Annotated in this window: 15 protein-coding genes; 6 read left to right on the plus strand and 9 right to left on the minus strand. The window is 47.7% G+C overall.

Going from position 1 to position 17,177, the window contains the following annotated elements:
* Positions 1 to 14: 14 nt before the first annotated feature.
* On the minus strand, positions 15 to 2,345 hold the full coding sequence (locus tag GILYN3_RS09420) for a TonB-dependent receptor (RefSeq protein WP_232305557.1): 2,331 nt from the start codon (positions 2,343 to 2,345) through the stop codon (positions 15 to 17).
* 485 nt (positions 2,346 to 2,830) lie between these two features.
* Here GILYN3_RS09420 and GILYN3_RS09425 point away from each other — a divergent pair, with 485 nt between their 5' ends.
* The 5 genes from GILYN3_RS09425 (at position 2,831) to GILYN3_RS09445 (ending at position 6,287) form a co-directional block, all read left to right on the plus strand.
* Positions 2,831 to 3,379 carry an RNA methyltransferase gene (locus tag GILYN3_RS09425; protein ID WP_084005326.1) on the plus strand — a complete coding sequence of 183 codons (549 nt, stop codon included), beginning with the start codon at positions 2,831 to 2,833 and terminating at the stop codon, positions 3,377 to 3,379.
* 133 nt (positions 3,380 to 3,512) lie between these two features.
* The gene (locus GILYN3_RS09430) at positions 3,513 to 4,001 is read left to right on the plus strand and encodes a rhodanese-like domain-containing protein (RefSeq protein WP_049722748.1); all 489 of its coding nucleotides are present in this window, start codon (positions 3,513 to 3,515) and stop codon (positions 3,999 to 4,001) included.
* A gap of 99 nt (positions 4,002 to 4,100) precedes the next feature.
* Positions 4,101 to 5,075, plus strand: coding sequence for a CobW family GTP-binding protein (locus GILYN3_RS09435; RefSeq protein WP_049722749.1), 975 nt, complete (start codon positions 4,101 to 4,103; stop codon positions 5,073 to 5,075).
* An 86-nt stretch (positions 5,076 to 5,161) separates the two neighbouring features.
* Positions 5,162 to 5,566 carry a VOC family protein gene (locus GILYN3_RS09440; RefSeq protein WP_049722750.1) on the plus strand — a complete coding sequence of 135 codons (405 nt, stop codon included), beginning with the start codon at positions 5,162 to 5,164 and terminating at the stop codon, positions 5,564 to 5,566.
* Positions 5,567 to 5,702: 136 nt separating this feature from the next.
* Positions 5,703 to 6,287 (plus strand): DUF1287 domain-containing protein, encoded by a 585-nt coding sequence (locus GILYN3_RS09445; protein ID WP_049722751.1) that lies wholly within the window; start codon positions 5,703 to 5,705, stop codon positions 6,285 to 6,287.
* Positions 6,288 to 6,341: 54 nt separating this feature from the next.
* Here the strand turns inward: GILYN3_RS09445 and GILYN3_RS09450 are convergent, their stop codons facing one another.
* The 6 genes from GILYN3_RS09450 to GILYN3_RS09475 form a co-directional block, all read right to left on the minus strand.
* Complete coding sequence (locus tag GILYN3_RS09450) at positions 6,342 to 7,184, minus strand: hypothetical protein (RefSeq protein ID WP_049722752.1); 843 nt, start codon at positions 7,182 to 7,184, stop codon at positions 6,342 to 6,344.
* Positions 7,185 to 7,211: 27 nt separating this feature from the next.
* On the minus strand, positions 7,212 to 8,552 hold the full coding sequence (locus GILYN3_RS09455; protein ID WP_049722753.1) for an MATE family efflux transporter: 1,341 nt from the start codon (positions 8,550 to 8,552) through the stop codon (positions 7,212 to 7,214).
* A 136-nt stretch (positions 8,553 to 8,688) separates the two neighbouring features.
* Positions 8,689 to 10,458: a sodium:solute symporter family transporter gene (locus GILYN3_RS09460; protein ID WP_049722754.1), complete on the minus strand. Its 1,770-nt coding sequence runs from the start codon at positions 10,456 to 10,458 to the stop codon at positions 8,689 to 8,691.
* A gap of 11 nt (positions 10,459 to 10,469) precedes the next feature.
* Positions 10,470 to 11,609: a Gfo/Idh/MocA family protein gene (locus tag GILYN3_RS09465; RefSeq protein WP_049722755.1), complete on the minus strand. Its 1,140-nt coding sequence runs from the start codon at positions 11,607 to 11,609 to the stop codon at positions 10,470 to 10,472.
* A 40-nt stretch (positions 11,610 to 11,649) separates the two neighbouring features.
* Positions 11,650 to 12,867: a D-mannonate dehydratase ManD gene (gene manD / locus GILYN3_RS09470; RefSeq protein WP_049722756.1), complete on the minus strand. Its 1,218-nt coding sequence runs from the start codon at positions 12,865 to 12,867 to the stop codon at positions 11,650 to 11,652.
* Between the two features lie 248 nt (positions 12,868 to 13,115).
* Positions 13,116 to 14,126, minus strand: a complete 1,011-nt coding sequence (locus tag GILYN3_RS09475) for a LacI family DNA-binding transcriptional regulator (RefSeq protein ID WP_049722757.1) — start codon at positions 14,124 to 14,126, stop codon at positions 13,116 to 13,118.
* A gap of 322 nt (positions 14,127 to 14,448) precedes the next feature.
* On the opposite strand from GILYN3_RS09475, the gene GILYN3_RS09480 reads away from it, so the two are divergent.
* On the plus strand, positions 14,449 to 14,976 hold the full coding sequence (locus GILYN3_RS09480; RefSeq protein ID WP_049722758.1) for a hypothetical protein: 528 nt from the start codon (positions 14,449 to 14,451) through the stop codon (positions 14,974 to 14,976).
* Between the two features lie 98 nt (positions 14,977 to 15,074).
* Here GILYN3_RS09480 and GILYN3_RS09485 read toward each other — a convergent pair whose 3' ends face one another.
* Both GILYN3_RS09485 and GILYN3_RS09490 read right to left on the minus strand, forming a co-directional pair.
* Positions 15,075 to 16,619, minus strand: a complete 1,545-nt coding sequence (locus tag GILYN3_RS09485) for an MFS transporter (RefSeq protein ID WP_198147340.1) — start codon at positions 16,617 to 16,619, stop codon at positions 15,075 to 15,077.
* A gap of 184 nt (positions 16,620 to 16,803) precedes the next feature.
* Positions 16,804 to 17,169 (minus strand): PilZ domain-containing protein, encoded by a 366-nt coding sequence (locus GILYN3_RS09490; protein ID WP_049722759.1) that lies wholly within the window; start codon positions 17,167 to 17,169, stop codon positions 16,804 to 16,806.
* Positions 17,170 to 17,177 lie beyond the last annotated feature (8 nt).

Genomic DNA, 17,177 nt, shown 5'->3' on the forward strand with positions numbered 1-17,177 from the left:
ACTTAATCGTTGAATTAGAAAGAAGCGCGAATACCTGCGGATACCGAACGTGCGGCACGCGGTGCGATGTCTTTAATAAAGGAGCTATGAACACGGGCGGTTTCATTCAGCAGGTTGTCGCCTCGCAGATAGACGTTCACTCCGCCCAATACTGGCAGGGTGTAACGCACTTCCGCATCAACCCAGGTGTAAGCGTCTGTAGTGGTTTCCAACTCGGCAGTGTTATCTGCCTCAAAGTAGTGAGTAGCGCTGGCATTTAAGTACCACGAACCAACTTCATACTCGGCCACAAAACCTGCGCGCATAGGCGGGATACGAGGCAAATTGCCGCCACTGCGCAAAGTGGCTCGAGTGTAGTCGGTGGTAATGCGTAACAGCAGTGGGTCATTCACTTGCCAATGCAACTCACCTTCAAACCCGTAGAGCTCGGCGTCGGCAGCGGTAAACTGATACGCCGGCAGCAACTCCTCGTCCTCATGCTCGTCGTGCTCTTCTTCATGGTCATGATCATGTTCTTCTTCATGGTCATGATCGTGGCCACTATCTGCCTCAAGCCCGGTGGCACGAGCGTAGTAAAAATCGTCTACCTGATTGTAGAAGGCGCCTACGACAAAGCCGATATTACCAATGAATTTACGCAGCGAAATATCAATGTTATTCGAAGTTTCAAGCTCCACTGGTTCTTCGGCAAAATTCACGACCCAATCGCCATGATCATTGGCGACGATGTCAAACATAGAGCCCACCTCATAGCTGCCAGCCCCGATATGAGGGCCAAACGAAAACGCCTCGGTAGCCGATGGCGCGCGCTGAGCGTGGGTGAGGTTAATGCCAAGGTTATACCCTTCGGTAAAGTCCCACACAGTTCCCAGCGAGACGCTGTAAGGCATAAACTCTTGTTCGATGCGGTACAAACCACGCTCACCCTCAGAGTCTAAACGCACGTCTTGGGCATCAACCTCAATCCACTCAATCCGACCGCCCAACTGCACTAGCCAGTCGCCAAAGTGCTTTTCTTCCATCACCGCCAGTGCGTAAGAGTCTGTTACCGATGGAGGCGTAAAGGCCTCTTCGCCCTGCGCCTGGGAGTCTTCTTGTTTAAAGTGCAAGCTTACAGCTCCGCGCCACTCAGAAAACGGCTGATGAAACACATCTAAACGTGCTTCGTGCAGCTCTTTCTCAAAGGTCGTGCCAATCGCATCACCTTCCAGCTCTTGATGCTGATAATCGGTATAGCCGTAGCGAAAACGTGCTTCAGAAAAAACACTGTGGTCAAAGCTATACTCGCTCACCAGCTGGACCCGGTCTTGCTCGAGCTCAGCCTGTACCGCCACACCGTCATGGCTATGACCGGGAATTCCGTAGGTGCGCTCGATACGACCGACACTAATACCGGTAAAACCCATGTCGCTAATGTAGCTACCACCGAGAGTCGCGCCTTGACTGTCGTAAGCAGAGTTTTCTAATACGCCATAAGCGGCATCACCGTCAGGCTCTAGCTCGGCATAGCCGGGAACATCTATATCCTCGGCCTCGCGCCAAAAACCGTCTACGTGCACCGCAAACTGATCGCTCAGTGCGACGTTAGCGCTCCCTTCTATCACCGGCTCGTTGTTAGCGCCGTTGTATTCTAATTGCCACTGACCGAAGGTTTCGGCATCTTGTGGAACACGATCATCAACCACGTTAACTACACCACCAATGGCACCATTACCGTAAAACAAGGTGGCCGGGCCGCGCATAATTTCCACCTGACGAGCTGTTGTCGCTTCACCAGTTACCGCGTGATCTGGGCCCGAGCGCGATACATCGCCAACGTCTAAGCCGTTTTGCGCCACCAATACGCGCGGCCCCGATAAGCCGCGAATGATTGGGCTGCCAGCCACTGGACCATAGTAGCTCGAGTGCACCCCTACCTGCTTATTAAGGGTATCGCCTAAAGTAGCCGATTGCGCATCGCGCAATGCGTCACCACTGAGCACCGAGACTGGCGAAGCGGACTCTAACTGTGAGATGTGCCAGGGCATACCGGTCACATCAACAATTTCCATAACGGTTTCATCGAGAATGATCTGCAATGGATCATCCCCACCGTGCACATGAACATTCTTGTGCATAAACCTGGGCGCTTTTACGTGCAACTCCACGTCTTGGCTGGACAGATCCTCCAGCACAAACTCACCTTGAGTATTAGTCGTGGAGCTTGTGCGCGTGCCCACCACTTCAACCGCGGCGTCACTTACCGGCGCCCCATCCGCATTCAGTACCACACCTTGAATAGTGGCGGCACTCGCCCAGCACGGCAGCAATACACAACTCGCAAACAACAAAGACCGTTTCAACACAACCCCCAAACCACAGATAAACTTAGATAAATGAACGAAGACAATTCTAGATCGCATTATGTTATAACATAACAATCCTGACATCAAGCGAATAGGTATCTCCGAGTGAAGCGGTACACCATCATTAAAATCGCTACCAAGCCTGCCAAGCAAAGAGCGCCTACCACCGCACAACCAAGGCATTAAGTACGAAGCAACCTAGGTAACACCCGTCGGTTGCATTCCACGCACTGGCGTAATACTGTACAAATCGCAAAAGAGTGGCTCTTTTTTCAAACCTAAATAGAACACCGCCCCAGCATGACAAATGACAATTTATTAAAAAGCCAAGCTCTAGCGGTGCGATATAATCAGCAGAGGGCGGGCACATAAAACCAAGCCTCTAGATTTTGGAGAATAAGGCTCAGCGTTAAGGCAGCCGATAGAGAAACGCTTTTATTACTCGCAACCTCTAAACAATACATTAACCTCAGCAAATAAATTCTATGACAAATAGTTATGCCTGCATTGGCTTATTTAATCCAAAATCCCCCGAAAATGTTGGTTCAGTTATGCGAGCCGCGGGATGCTACGGCGTTAACTCCGTGTTCTACACGGGCACACGTTATGACCATGCCAAACCTTTTTATACCGATACGCAAAAAATCTACGAAACATTACCACTCATTGGCGTCAATGAACTTAAAGATATTATTCCCTTAGGTTGCGTACCCGTTGCGGTTGATTTAATCGCCGGAGCAAAATCACTGACCAGCTATAAACACCCAGCCAGAGCTTTCTACATATTTGGCCCAGAAGACGGAACCTTAAAAAAAGAGATCACCGACTTCTGTGAAGATATTGTTTATATTCCAACGGAAGGCTGTATGAACTTAGCGGCAACCGTTAATGTAGTACTTTATGATCGCCTCGCTAAAGGGGATAATTTTTCTCATCATCAAGAATCATTAAAGAAAAAGAAACACAAAGATCAAACCGAAAACCATTGTGCGACACTTAATAATGATGACTCGAGCGACGAGAAAGTCCGCTAGCAGAGATTAAGTCAACGCTTTAGATTAACGCCCCTTGAAATTTAATTAGCTACCCGATGCCGGTAAGCTTAGCTTTTAATAATCACTCAAACGCTAAGATAACCATTACTATTATCAGTTTATTTGGAGCTTTATGAAAATGACTATTTCTCGAGAAGCCATTATATTTTTAACCTGTACGTTTTTGACAAACGGTCTAAACGCACAAGAAGACGCAAGTATAAAAAAAACGCAAGATTCCAAACAGTTTTATGATTTTGCATTAAACAACCAACCCAATATTGCCTCTTTCGAATTGGTTTCTAAATGGCTGCAAGAGGAAACTGTCATCCTGATTGATTTACGCTCTAGCAGCGATTTTGAGAAATCACATATTAGTGGCGCCATCAGTATTCCTGCTACAGAGCTTACCGAAAAATCGTTAAGGCAAGTAATCCCGTCTAAAGAGAGTCGAGTTGTCACCTACTGTGACAATAATTTCTCTTTAAGCCGAAAAGTCGCCTTGACCACCATAGCCGATCCAACCATCAAACAACTCGGATATAAAAATACTTTTATTCTTCAGTCCAGCTTATCGAATAAAATATCCCCTTTATCTTTAGAAATTTCACCGCCCATATAATGTTTGCGATTAAAGCACCGCCCCCAGCAAATGGCGCAACCCATTCAACACTATGTACGCAGCGCCATAACCTTTAACCTACTTGCAGCCTAACTACTTATGTCTTCGCTAATACCCACCAATATCATCACTGGCTTTCTCGGTGTAGGTAAAACCACCGTCATTCGGCACCTATTACAGCAAAAGCCACAAGCCGAGCGCTGGGCCATCTTGGTCAACGAATTTGGCGAAATTGGTATTGATGGCGCTTTACTGCGCGATGACGGCACCGCCGTTAAAGAGATTCCCGGTGGCTGTATGTGTTGTGTTGCAGGCTTGCCCATGCAAGTAGGGTTAACTCAATTATTACGCAGTCAAGATTTTGACCGGCTAATTATTGAACCCACCGGCCTAGGCCATCCAGTCGAGATACTGCAAACACTCAACGACCACTTCCAACAATCACTCAAGCTAAAAGCCTGCTTAACGCTTATCGACCCCCGCCATTTTGTGAGCAACAGGCACCTAGAACACGAAACCTTTCGCCAACAGTTAGAGGTTGCCGATGTACTGGTCATTAGCAAAGTGGACTTGGCCAGTGATGAGCAGTTAACCGTCATGCAGCAACAGCTTGAACAGTGGCAACTGCAACAGCGCCCACTGGTGCAAATTAAGCAAGGCCAGCTGCAGCCACACTGGTTAGATGGCACGCATCAACAACACAGCCCGTTACCCGAGCCCAGCCATCACCACAGCAGTAATTACCCGGCAGCGACGCTGCCTACACCAACCCTCGAGCAGCCGATCCTCAGTAAACAACATCAGGGGCAAGGGTACTTCAGTGCCGGCTGGGTCATTCATCCCGCCAACGTATTTGCCTTAGGGCCGCTATTCAATTGGGTAAACGGCTTAACTTGCGACCGCCTAAAAGCGGTACTGATTACCGATCAAGGCATCATCGGCCTCAACCTCGCCGATGGTGTGGTTAAAATGCTGGAGCTGGACGAGTGCGAAGACAGCCGGTTAGAAATTATTCACCACCAACCGCTGGACTGGGATGCTTTAGGTGATGAGTTAAAAAAGTGCTTAGAATAAATAAAGCAGAGAAAGTTGAAAGCGACTTACGTAGAATAAACAAATTCTGGCCCGGCTTATAAAACGCTCATCATTAAGGAACAATAATGTCCCTATCCTTTCATATAGATTTCTGTGGGCAATGCCGGGAAGCTTTCGAATTTTACTCAAAGCACCTGGGTGGCAATATTGGCACTATGCTTAGCTTTAGGGATTCACCAGCGTCATCGAGCATTCCGGGGGCTCGACAAGACGAAATTATCCATGCCAATATTTCAATTCACGGTGTTGAACTGGCAGGTGCGGATCTTGCTCCAGAGCAATATCAACGACCAACAGGATTTTATGTATTACTTAGTCTAACAACAGATGCACAAGTTAAATCGGCGTTCAGCGCACTCGAAGTAGGTGGCGATGTTATTTTCCCTCCTCAAAAAACATTTTGGTCTTCATGTTATGGAATCGTTGTTGACCAGTTTGGCGTCCCCTGGAAGTTAAACTGCGGAACCTAGCATAATCCGAATCATGGCCACATTAAGCCTAACGCGACTATAAAGTTGCTAATGGTTATAACTTAAGGCTAGATTCGACACTGCGCCTATTACCGTAAATAACGACAAACACACTACATTTTTATAAGTGATAATAATGAAATTCTTACTGATATTTACTATTTTTTATTCTCACAATTTATTTGGCTCAAGTATCGCAAGTGACTTGGTTAATGCCGCCATAGAGCGGACCCGACACCAGGTTGAATATGATGGATCTTACCACGCTATTTCCTACCCCAATGGCGATGTACCTTCCAATATAGGAGTTTGTACCGACGTTATTATCAGATCCTACCGAGCTATTGGCGTTGACCTGCAGGCACTTGTCCACGAGGATATGGCTAAAAACTTCTCCCTCTACCCGTCAAAACGGATTTGGGGGCTTAGCACCACAGATAAAAACATCGATCATCGCCGGGTTCCCAACTTACAAACTTATTTCACTAGACACGGAAATTCACTGCAGATATCTCTGGACAAAGATTCTTACCTTGCCGGCGATATTGTCACATGGAGCCTTGCAGGAAATCTTCCGCACATTGGTGTTGTCAGCAATAAAGTATCTGACATCACAGGCAACCCACTGATTGTTCATAATATTGGCGCAGGCCCAACATTAGAAGATATGCTGTTCTCTTACAAAATAACGGGGCATTATAGATACACCCCAGAATTATAAATACAACGTTACTTTTTATACCTTAAATCCTCATTATTACTCGCGAAAAAATGATTACTCGACAATTTGTTTTATTGAGCGGTCTATTGTTAAATAATCGATAGTCTCTATAAAACCTATGGAAAAAGTATTCGGTTCGGTTATATATTTATTTTTATCTCTGCGACCAAAGCCCAAAACGGTCATGTCAGGACGACTGACGTAATCGTCCGGATTCTTATCGTCCTCATGATGCAACATAAAGAGCACCCGCGAGCTATTTGCATCGCCAAAGGCATACCACTCCGGCGCAGGTAAATCACCCTTAAACGATTCGTTAATCGAATGCTTAGCCGAACTCGCCGAGTTGTACCAATAATCTTCGTCATCCATCTCGCCACCAGGAACACCCTCGTACTGAATCCAATACTTATGACCGGGGCTTACCTTGGTCATGGTGAAATCGCAACGATCAGAGTAAAAATCCCATCGCCCCTGCCACTTGCCATTGGCCGAGGTAAAAACAATGCGAACATGATCATCGGTATTAATTTTAACAATAGACGATGATTTATCCGTATTGGCATTCATAGCGTGGAAGTAATTTCCATCTTGCTTATGAATGGCGTTGGGGAATCCCCTATACTCGCCCTTCCAGCCAGAGCCGGCCTCATTACTAAAGCCTATCCAATCGACACCATCGCTATCTAACATACTCGACAAACCGCCACCGGTTTTTTCTAAATAAAAGGTCGCATTGCGAATCTTGACGATATAGGCGGGCAGGCCTCCAGCAGACTCATCCACACCGTGTATCAAAGTGACACTGGCGTGCTGCGGTTTATTAACACAACTGACCAGACACACAGATGCGGCAACAAGGATCAGTGTGTGTTTTATCATTCTATATATAATCATCGTTCGTCCTTTTTGCAGAGTTTACAGTTAACACGCCAGCGCCTTACTCAACTGCACCGTCGATCGTTTTTTATAATGGTAAAAGGGAAATATTTTTAGTGCTTCCTCCAGTGGAATAATAGCGAAAGCCCAGAACACCGAAATATCAAACACAATCACAAGCAGCGCACATAGCGGTAAAGAGACCATCCACTGGGTGTAAAAATGAATTTTAAGAACACACGAGCTGTGCCCTAATGCTCGCAACATATTACCCGCTAGCGTGTTGTAGGCACGCACCACCGGCAGCACAATATAGAGCGGTGCAATAAGCAGTAAAGCCTGCTGCGTTTGCGGCGCAACGTTGGGGTAGATAAACCCCAAACACTGGCTAAGCACCAAAAACAGCAACGCGACAACGACTGACAAACTCATACCCACTTTGGTCGAAGCTGGAATAAAATCTCTGACCGCGCTCGCATGGCGCTTACCCAACGCTTGGCTGATGGTAATAGCCGACGCTTGCGCCCAGGCGTTGGTAAGCTGAGTGCCTGCCCGCAACCAGGGGAAAATTAACGTGATGGCAGCAAAGGAGTAAACAGACAACTGCGCGAACAACAACTGATAGACTGTCGCCCCGATCGATAAAATAATAAAATTGGCCGCTATCGGGTAAATCACATCGAACTGCGGCTTTAGCTCTGCCATAAAGGGACGACCCTGTGGATAACGCACGCTAAACGCTGCATAGCGCAAAGACACCGTTAGAAACACCGCCCGAACCACAATCGCCAATAAACTACCCCAAGCCGCACCCGGCAACCCGATACCGGAATATCCCCCCAGCCCGTGAATTAGGCTGTAGCTGAGAGCGATATTGACAGGGATCTCAAGCAAAAAACCGTTTAACGGAATCTTAGACTTACCCACACCGTTGTAAAATGCCGTACAGGTTTGTGTATAAGCTGCCACCAATACCACATACTGTGCAATATTTAAGTAACTTAGAGTTGCATCCGCCAAGTGGGTGTCGTCTGTAATCAAATTAACCAAATCAGCACTACTCAATAGCAGCACAATAAAAAACACCAGTGCGGTTAACGTGTTAATTAATAATCCGGCCCAAAATGCAACTTTTAAATCGGTTTTTTTACCCGAACCATAGGCTTTGCCCACTAACATCTGAATGCCATTACCTATAGCAATTTCAACACCCAGTACAAATGTAATAATGGTCGTCGCAATACCCATAGCGGCGACCGAATACTCCCCTAACGATGCCACCAAAAGGGTGTCAATCATCAGCATGGACTGTACCAAGAGCGCATTAAAAGCCAATGGCCATGCCAGCGAGCGATTTTGTTTTATGTAATCACCGGAGCTGTTCACGTTAAATCCTGTTCACCTAGCATCAGGGTAAAGGCATTGAAAACTATAATGCGGCATACACTGCCATCATTGAAAATAAAAAGGAGCAGGCTCAAACACAAGAGAGAGCCTGCTCAAGGCACTTTCTACTCGACCTTTAGGCCGTAGCAGAACTGGAGTTGGTTAGTGGCGAGCTGGCGCTTTTTTGTAACATAACGCCAATTAGAAAAATGATAAGAGCGCAGACAAGAAACATCACCCGTCCCCACAGCGGGTTGGGGATCAGCACCAGTAACAACATACCGGCGCTCATAATTTTGATCATTAAACCCAACTTTAAGCGCTGCTGACGATCGTAGTTATCCTGCCCTTGTTCGGAGATGACCGGCGTTGCCAAGTCGGTAAAGAACTTATCAGTTTCCACCTTGCATTGATCTGTTTCTTCGCGGTAGAACAAGGTTGTCGCACAAAAGAAGCCCGCGGTAATCACAATGTGACCGGCCAGCGTGATCATCAGATTAATATCCACTGCCTCGCGATCGGTAAGCGCAGGCATTCCCAGCATGTCGGCAAAAACGTGTGCGGTAAAAAGATTCGCCACGAACCAAGAGACACACATCCCTAAACCAACCGTTACCCAGGGCGCCCATTGCGGAGTTTTACGGATAATCAAACCCAACACCAAAGGAATCATCAGTGGTACTTGTATCATGGTTGAGACGGACATCATCAGCTCGAAAAGACTCAGCTCTTGCAACGACTTAAAATAAAGCGCCACGGCAATAACCAGTATGCCGTTGACTAGACTCACCCAGCGGCTGACTTTTAGTAGTTTTTTATCTTCGGACACACGACCGCGACGTTTAAGAAACGGCTGATAGATACTGCGCACAAAAATACCAGCATTTTTGTTCAGAGCCGAATCCATTGACGACATAGACGCTGCAAACAGCCCCGCCATAAGTAAGCCAACGGTACCTACAGGCATCGCATTGCGGGTAAACACCAAGTACACCGCATCTTCCGCTTTATCACCAAGCTGTGAGTAAGCTGTTGCGGCATCTGGGTAGAGGATGGCGGCCGCCCAAGGGGGAATAAACCAAATAATACTACCCACCCCCATCAAGACCATTGCAAGCAATGAGGCCTTACGCGCATTGTCTGAATCCTTGGCATTCAAAAACCGAAAGGAGTCATGCATATTCATGATGGTAATTAATTGTTTTGCAAGAAAGAAAACAAAGGTGCCCACCAGAATAAGGCCGTAGTTCATATCCGGCCCCATCAAAAAACCACCAGGGAAGTTGCTGACCAGCTCCACCGGCCCTCCCACTTTGACCAGAGCCACCACCGCACAGGCAACCGATACCACTGCGACGATTAACGTCTGCACAAAATCTGAAGCGACCACGCCCCAGGAACCCGACAGCACCGAAATAAACAACACTGTAAGCCCAGTGGCGATAATCGTTATAGCGATATCAGCCTCGAATACGGCACTGGCAAACACCCCCAAGGCATTGAGCCAAACACCAGCGTTAATAAAGCTAAAGACAATCAGCGCCCAAGAAAAGAACGTCTCATTCTGGTCGCCAAAACGTCGCTTAATCGCTTGCGATGGGGTATCCACTCGCATCTGGCGAAAACGATGACTAAAGAACGCCCAACCACAAAAGTACGCAACGGTATTAGCAAAAAATACCAGGCAAATGGCAAACCCATCAGAGAAGGCTTTACCCGCACCGCCGGTAAAGGTCCAGGCCGAGAACTGCGCCATAAACGCCGTCGAGCCCACCATCCACCAAAGCATACGACCGCCACCGCGAAAATAATCGCTGGTGGAATGCTTAGCCATTTTGGTGAAAGAAAAACCAACGGCCAGAACCAGAATGAAGTAACCGGCGATGACGATATAGTCAATAACCATAAAACAAACCTTTATTGCAGATGCGTCACATCTGTCCAATTATTATTTTTGCGGATAATATCAATCAGTTGCTGATACTGACTGCCTTCTTTAAAGGTTTGATAGGGTGCAACTTGCTCGCCCTGAATATCTTTAACCAGCTCGCGTGCCAGATACTGCCAGTTGCGTTCGGTATCGCCCGCAACGTTGGGAACATCATCGGCAATATCCTGAGGCACTGCCAGCTCCTGCCATTGTTTGTTTGCATCGTATAAATACAGCGGCCCGCTGCCATAATGACCCTTAATATAAATAGCGCCTTTAGTGCCGTAAAACACAATATGATCTTCGTTAAACCGGGGATTCAAGCCGCCGTGCTTAAACAGCACCGATACCGGCTTATTCGCGTAGGGACTTTCTAATTTGGCGAGCACGGTATAGGTCCATTCGACGTTACTTTCGCCCCACTGTAAATCTGGATCGTTTAAATCTTTAGGAATAAAATCACGACGTGTTTTGAAGTTACGTACGCCCTCTACAATTGGCGCTTTACCTAAGTCGTCGCGCACTTCACCAATAATAGATAATATTTTTTCGCCAACAACCGAAGTTACGATAGACAGTTTATGGGTAAAATTATTATTGAGCCGACCGCCTCCATGCTCTTTGCGATGTGACCAACCAAAGGGAATTTCTCGCTCCAGATTAAAATGCGATATACATTCAACCTCTAGCGGTTCACCGATGGCGCCTTCGGCAACCAGACGTTTGGCATGCATAATATCCGGCATATAACGGAAGCTAGCGGCAAACGCAGTTTTCACACCTTTTTCCTGGGCTAACTGACTAAGTTCAGCTGCACTGTCGCCAGTATCGGTCAGCGGCTTATCACAAAACACATGGCAACCATGCTCAATCGCTTGCTTAATCGGCTCGTAGTGTGCGCCACCGGGTGTTGCAATCGACACAAGGTCTGGCTGACACTCATCCAAGGCTTTTTGCCAATCAGTACCGGCATAGGGAATGGCCATTTTCTCAGCCACGTCACGCACAACTTCGGGGGTTCTTCCCACTAGGCCAACCACTTCGGCACCAACCGCCCGAAACGCATCGGTATGCCCCTGCCCGGCAAAACCGGTGCCCATAACAAGTACTTTTACTTTTTTAGACATTTTTCCACCTATCTTATTTGGTTTATATCTTGGCTGAGCTTTACCAGTTCCACATGGTGCCGTCTTCTAGGCGACTCACCGGTAAATAAGAGCGCTTATACGGCAACGCGAGAGCAGCCTCTTCGTTTAACTCAACCCCTAGGCCTGGGGCATCACTGACATAGGCCATACCATCTTTCACTTGATGGTTATGCTGAAAAACTTGCCGCAGCTGTTCGTTGCCCAAACCGACAAACTCCTGCACACCAAAGTTAGGGGCCCACACATCCAGGTGCATATGTGCGGCAAAACAAACCGGCGACAAATCTGGCGCGCCGTGCGGTGCCAATTTAACGTTGTACAAACTGGCAAAATCGGTGATACGACGCAGTGCCGTGATTCCGCCGGCGTGCGTTGCCGCGACCCGAATATAATCGATCAACTGATTTTGAATTAAATCTTTGCAGTCCCAGATAGTGTTGTAGGTTTCACCAATAGCCAGCGGCGTAGTGGTGTGCTGGCGAATCATTTTATAGTTGTCTTGATTCTCGGCCATACTCGCATCTTCTAAAAACATCAGGTTGTACGGCTCCAGCAATTTACCCAGCTTGGCCGACTCGATCGGCGTTAACCGGCTGTGGACATCGTGCAATAGCTGCACCCCGTTGCCGAGTCGGCTTCGTGCTTGGTCAAATAAATCGACAATCATTTCGAAGTATTTTGCCGTCGACCAAGTCTCTTCGGGAGGCAGTGGACGATTGCCCTGCAGCTCAAAATAATCTTTTTTATCCCCCAAGACTCCGTAAGTAACATCCAACCCCGGGACCGACGATTGCAGTCTTACTGCCTTAAAACCGCTTTTGATGTGGGCTTGGGCGTTATCCAGCGTTTGCGTAATAGTCTCGCCGTTGGCGTGTGCATATAAAGTAACCGCCTTACGGCTTTTACCGCCCAACAGTTGGTACACCGGCATACCGGCCACCTTGCCTTTAATATCCCATAGCGCCATATCAATCGCGGCGATAGCGGCCATATTGATTGGGCCTTTGCGCCAGTACACACCTTTGTACAAATACTGCCAAACGTCTTCGATATTGTGTGCATCGCGACCAATCAAGCAGGGAATAACATGCTCCTCCAACATGGCCACCACCGCTTGCTCGCGGCCATTAACGGTCGCATCGCCCAAACCGGTAACGCCGTCGGCCGTGGTCACCTTGACGGTGACAAAGTTTCTTCCCGGACAGCTTACAAATACTTCAATCTTGTCAATTTTCATTACATAAGTCCTAAATACGCTCTACCTTACAACGATGGAGTAAAACGTTTTACTAAATCGGTTTAGTTGTTAATTTAGCATACTGCACGGCAATGTCAAATAAGGATTTATAATGTGTTAAGAATGAGCGAATCACTCAGTGGGTCGGATGCTCTCGCGATTGCATTACCGGCGCGCACAAGGGCAGCTAAGGGGGGCGTAGTGTATAAAAATTGAAGGGATTTCGTCTGGCGCTACGGGCGAGCCAGTTAGTTAAGCTTGCGGCACGACTCGCGTAAAACTAATGTGCATGGGGTGGTGATACGTTTTGTGGGTATTGTGCTGTCATCAACCAGCGCGAGGAGCAGCTTTGCCGCCTCCTGCCCGATATCATAAGGCTCCTGCATCATCACCGTTATCGGCGTTTTAAAAAACTCTACCATGGGGATATCGTCAAAGCCTAGCAATGAGACGTCCTCGCCAACCGCCACTCCCTGCCGGTTAAACTCCTCCAGCAGCTGCACCGTGATCGCCAAATGCTGTGAGAAAAACGCTGTTGGCGCCAGCTCGGAATGCAGCATGGCCAACGGTGAGCGAGCAAAACCCCGCTCCCTTTGCCACGACAAAACAAGCTCATCACAGTAGTCAACGCCATGAGCCTCAAGTGCCTGCCGATAACCCAAGTAGCGGTCACGGCGCGATTTAACTGACTCAAACTCCTGGGTAACAAAACAGATTTTTTGATGGCCGAGCTTAAGCAAATAGTCGGTCGCCTCGTAAGCCGCCTGCTTGTAATCCGACAAAATGATGTACTTTTCGTTGCCCTCGTGCTCCAACTGAAATTGGACAATCGGCAACCCCTGATCGATTAGACTGTCAATCAAGGCAGTGTTGGCACCAGAAGGCGCTATCACTATACCGTCGACGTTTATTTGGCTCAGGTTGCGCAGAGCCTGAGCCTCTTTTTGAGGATCAAAATCGGTGCTGTAAATCAGCACATTGTATTGACTACTTTTGCAGAAATCGTCTATACCGCGGATTGTACGGCTGGTGTAAAAGCCCGTCACATCGCGTACAACAAGGCCAATAGTCTTGGTTGTGTTGGTTTTTAAGCTTCTGGCAATGGCGTTGGGGACGTAATTTAACGCAGCGATGGACGCCTCGACACGCACCTTGGTTTCTTTTGACATATAGTCAAAGCGTCCGCTTAAAAATTGCGATACCGTGCTTTTTGATACGCCAGCGTGCGCTGCCACATCGACCAATCTTACCTTTGCCATTATCGAATCACTTTGCGCTGCTGCGTTTGGGGGCGGGTATTTAGAGTTGATAATACCTTATCCGCAAATCCCGTTCCATCGTCACCGGCACCTATGAGCTTTAGCACGCTAATCGCTCGCGTAGCAATTTTAAGGGTTATCTGAGAAACTAACAAAAGCCAATTTAAAAGCTCGGATTACCGAGTACAGATTTTGGTTTTATTAAAACAATAAAAGGTGAGAGGAGCTGAAACACCAAGCTTTCTCTATGCCTAAGATCAATAGAGCCTCCAGTGTGAGAACCGTAAATACTATCCACATCTCTCCACAATAGGACACCACTATGAATACTCCTATCTCGCAATCGGTTTTGGTTGCAGTATTTAGCATATGCTGTTCGGCTCAGGCCGCGCCATCTGACATCGGCTCGGACTTATACCAAAAAGTAGCAATCTCTGGCGACAAGGTACCCGTCCAAGCGCTAGAAGCGGTGCAGAAACTACAACCAGGCTTTGTACTGCAAGAGGCCGAACAAGAGTCAAAGCACGGCAACCAGTATCTTGATCTAGAAGGCTTAACAGCGGACGGCTCCGAGATAGAGTTCGACATGCTGCTGAACAAACAAAAAATATGGGAAATCGTTGAAATTCAACGCGACCTAGAGCTAGCCGATTGCCCTACCCCTGTACGCGAGTTGTACAACAAAACCTTTGAATCGCAGCCGGCTCAGCGCATTATCGAAAGTAAACAAATGACTGGCGCCGTCATCTATGAGTTTTACTTTGTTAGCCAAGATGGTGAAACACGCAAAAGCGAAATAAAACTAGAAGAAGATATGGCGATACTGCTTGAAAAAGAGTGGCAACATTAATCTTTAGGAAATGTAACGCGAGGGGTAAACTATAACGTTACATAAGCAAAAAAACGGCCGAGGTGCTTACGGTTTAAGCGCCTCGGCCGAGCAAAAAATTAACCTTCGGCTTCTGCCCGCCGTATATTTAGGTCGGCCTCTATTTGCCCCATACGCTTAGTGTTAAGCGGATAAACGACCAGTAATAACACCGCCGCAAAAGCAAATACCGCGGGTATCCAACTCATCAGTAAAATCATGCCATCGGTGGTTTGTGCGATGGTAGCCGGATCGGTGCCAACATACCCATAAGAGCCCAGTACCACCAACACTAAAGCGCCGGCAAAGCCACCACCGGTCTTTTGGATAAACGTGCCCGCCGAGTAAAACAAACCCGTAGCGCGACGATGATGCTTCCACTCAGAGTAATCCGCCGCATCGCCCAGCATGCTAAAAATAAGTACCGGCATAAAAGCGGCAAAAAACTCAGCTGCACAACCCAGTATAAATAACTCGGTTACATCGTCTTTGCCTAATAGTGAAATACAGCCAGTTAGTACACCACTGACAATGAGAGAGACAACAAACAATGTCTTTTTACCCAGCCTGCGGGTGATATAACCGCATAGAAAGGCGGCAATGATCGAGGTCAACAACAACGCAATAAAGTACCGACCTGCAAGTGTGGGCTCGTGTAAAAAGTGTTTAAAGTAATAGGCGATAACACCGTATTTAATGCCATTAAACAGCATGGTTAAGAAGCCCAAACCCAAAATCATTAACCAGGGCTTATTGGTTAGCAGATCAATTAAATCGCGCTGCGAGGGAGTCGTTTCACTTTCAGGCTTACTCACTAGTTTTTTGATGGCATAACCGCTCAGCACGACTACAACGGCAAAGAGCATGCCCGTGTACCAACCTCGATAATAAAAGAACAACGATATCGACAACAGCGGCACCACAATAAAGGGAAGGTTGCGCAGCAAGTCACGCAGCTCGCGTCCGAGTGAGCCACTGGCCGCAGGTGACTGCACACGCTCTTTAGTGGTGAAAAAGGTAATGAAGCACAGTACCACCAACAGTGCGGCAAACACATACATGGTCTGCTGATAGCCTTTAGCATCATCGCCCTGACCAAAGTACGCGACCAAATCTGGCGTAAAACCCATCACCAGCGCGCCCCCTAAAAAGGCACCAGCAAAGCGGTAGCCCGACAACACACTGCGCTCTTCGTGACTTGGCGTCATGACACCCATCAAGGCCGAATAGGGAACATTATTAATGGTATAGGCCAACGTAAGGCCAATATAGGTAAAATAAGCCCACACCAACTTCATTTGCAGACTAACATCGGGGGCGGTGAACGACAGCACCATAAACAGCGCCAGCACTGGGGCGGACCATAACACCCAAGGACGAAATTTACCGTGGCGCGAGGTGGTTCGGTCAGCGATCATCCCCATAACAATATCGGTAATGCCGTCCGAGACTCGTACAATAAGTAACAAAATCGCTGCTGCCGCCGCCGAAATACCTAATGTATCTGTGTAAAAAACAGCCAAATAGGCCAATGCGCCACGCCAAACCAAGTTGGCTGCTGCATCGCCCATGGCGTAGCCGCTTTTTTCTAATATCGAGAGTTTATGAGTAGGGTTTGTCGCCACGGTTCACCTCAGGTCTTGTAATTATATGTAGGGGCATTTTGACCGAAAGCATAAGAGGCGCTAGGCCAAATGTACAGCCCTAATACACCGTTAACGATACCGTGAACAACAAGATAAAGGATACCTTTAGACCACCCTAGTAACCGCTAGCTAAAAAGGGGATTAGAGCAAGCAGATGCGAGAATTAAGCCTGAGTCAGCCGGCGAGCTATTTCTTCTTTCCAGCCAACAATCGCAGTATCATCAGACTCAAATAACGCGATACCAATCAGATAACGGCCACCACTGGGGCGGCACCATTTAACCTCGCCGGTAAGTACATAGCGGGCCGGTGGCGAGTACAGCTGTATACAAAGCGGATAGATGTTTCCCTCGGGCAGTGGCCGATCGACCACCACCTGCAAGCCGTTAGCAGACAAATCTGTCGAGCGACTCAACAAGATTCGCGCCGTGGCGTCATCCTGGCCAGCCTCAAGCTCGATATAAACCGCCTCCGAGACACTCAACCGATACTCTTGGCGCTGCTCTTCGTTATTAGCTTCAATAGTCATTCTGTGTA

This window comes from Gilvimarinus polysaccharolyticus (assembly GCF_001187555.1).
Lineage (GTDB): Bacteria > Pseudomonadota > Gammaproteobacteria > Pseudomonadales > Cellvibrionaceae > Gilvimarinus > Gilvimarinus polysaccharolyticus.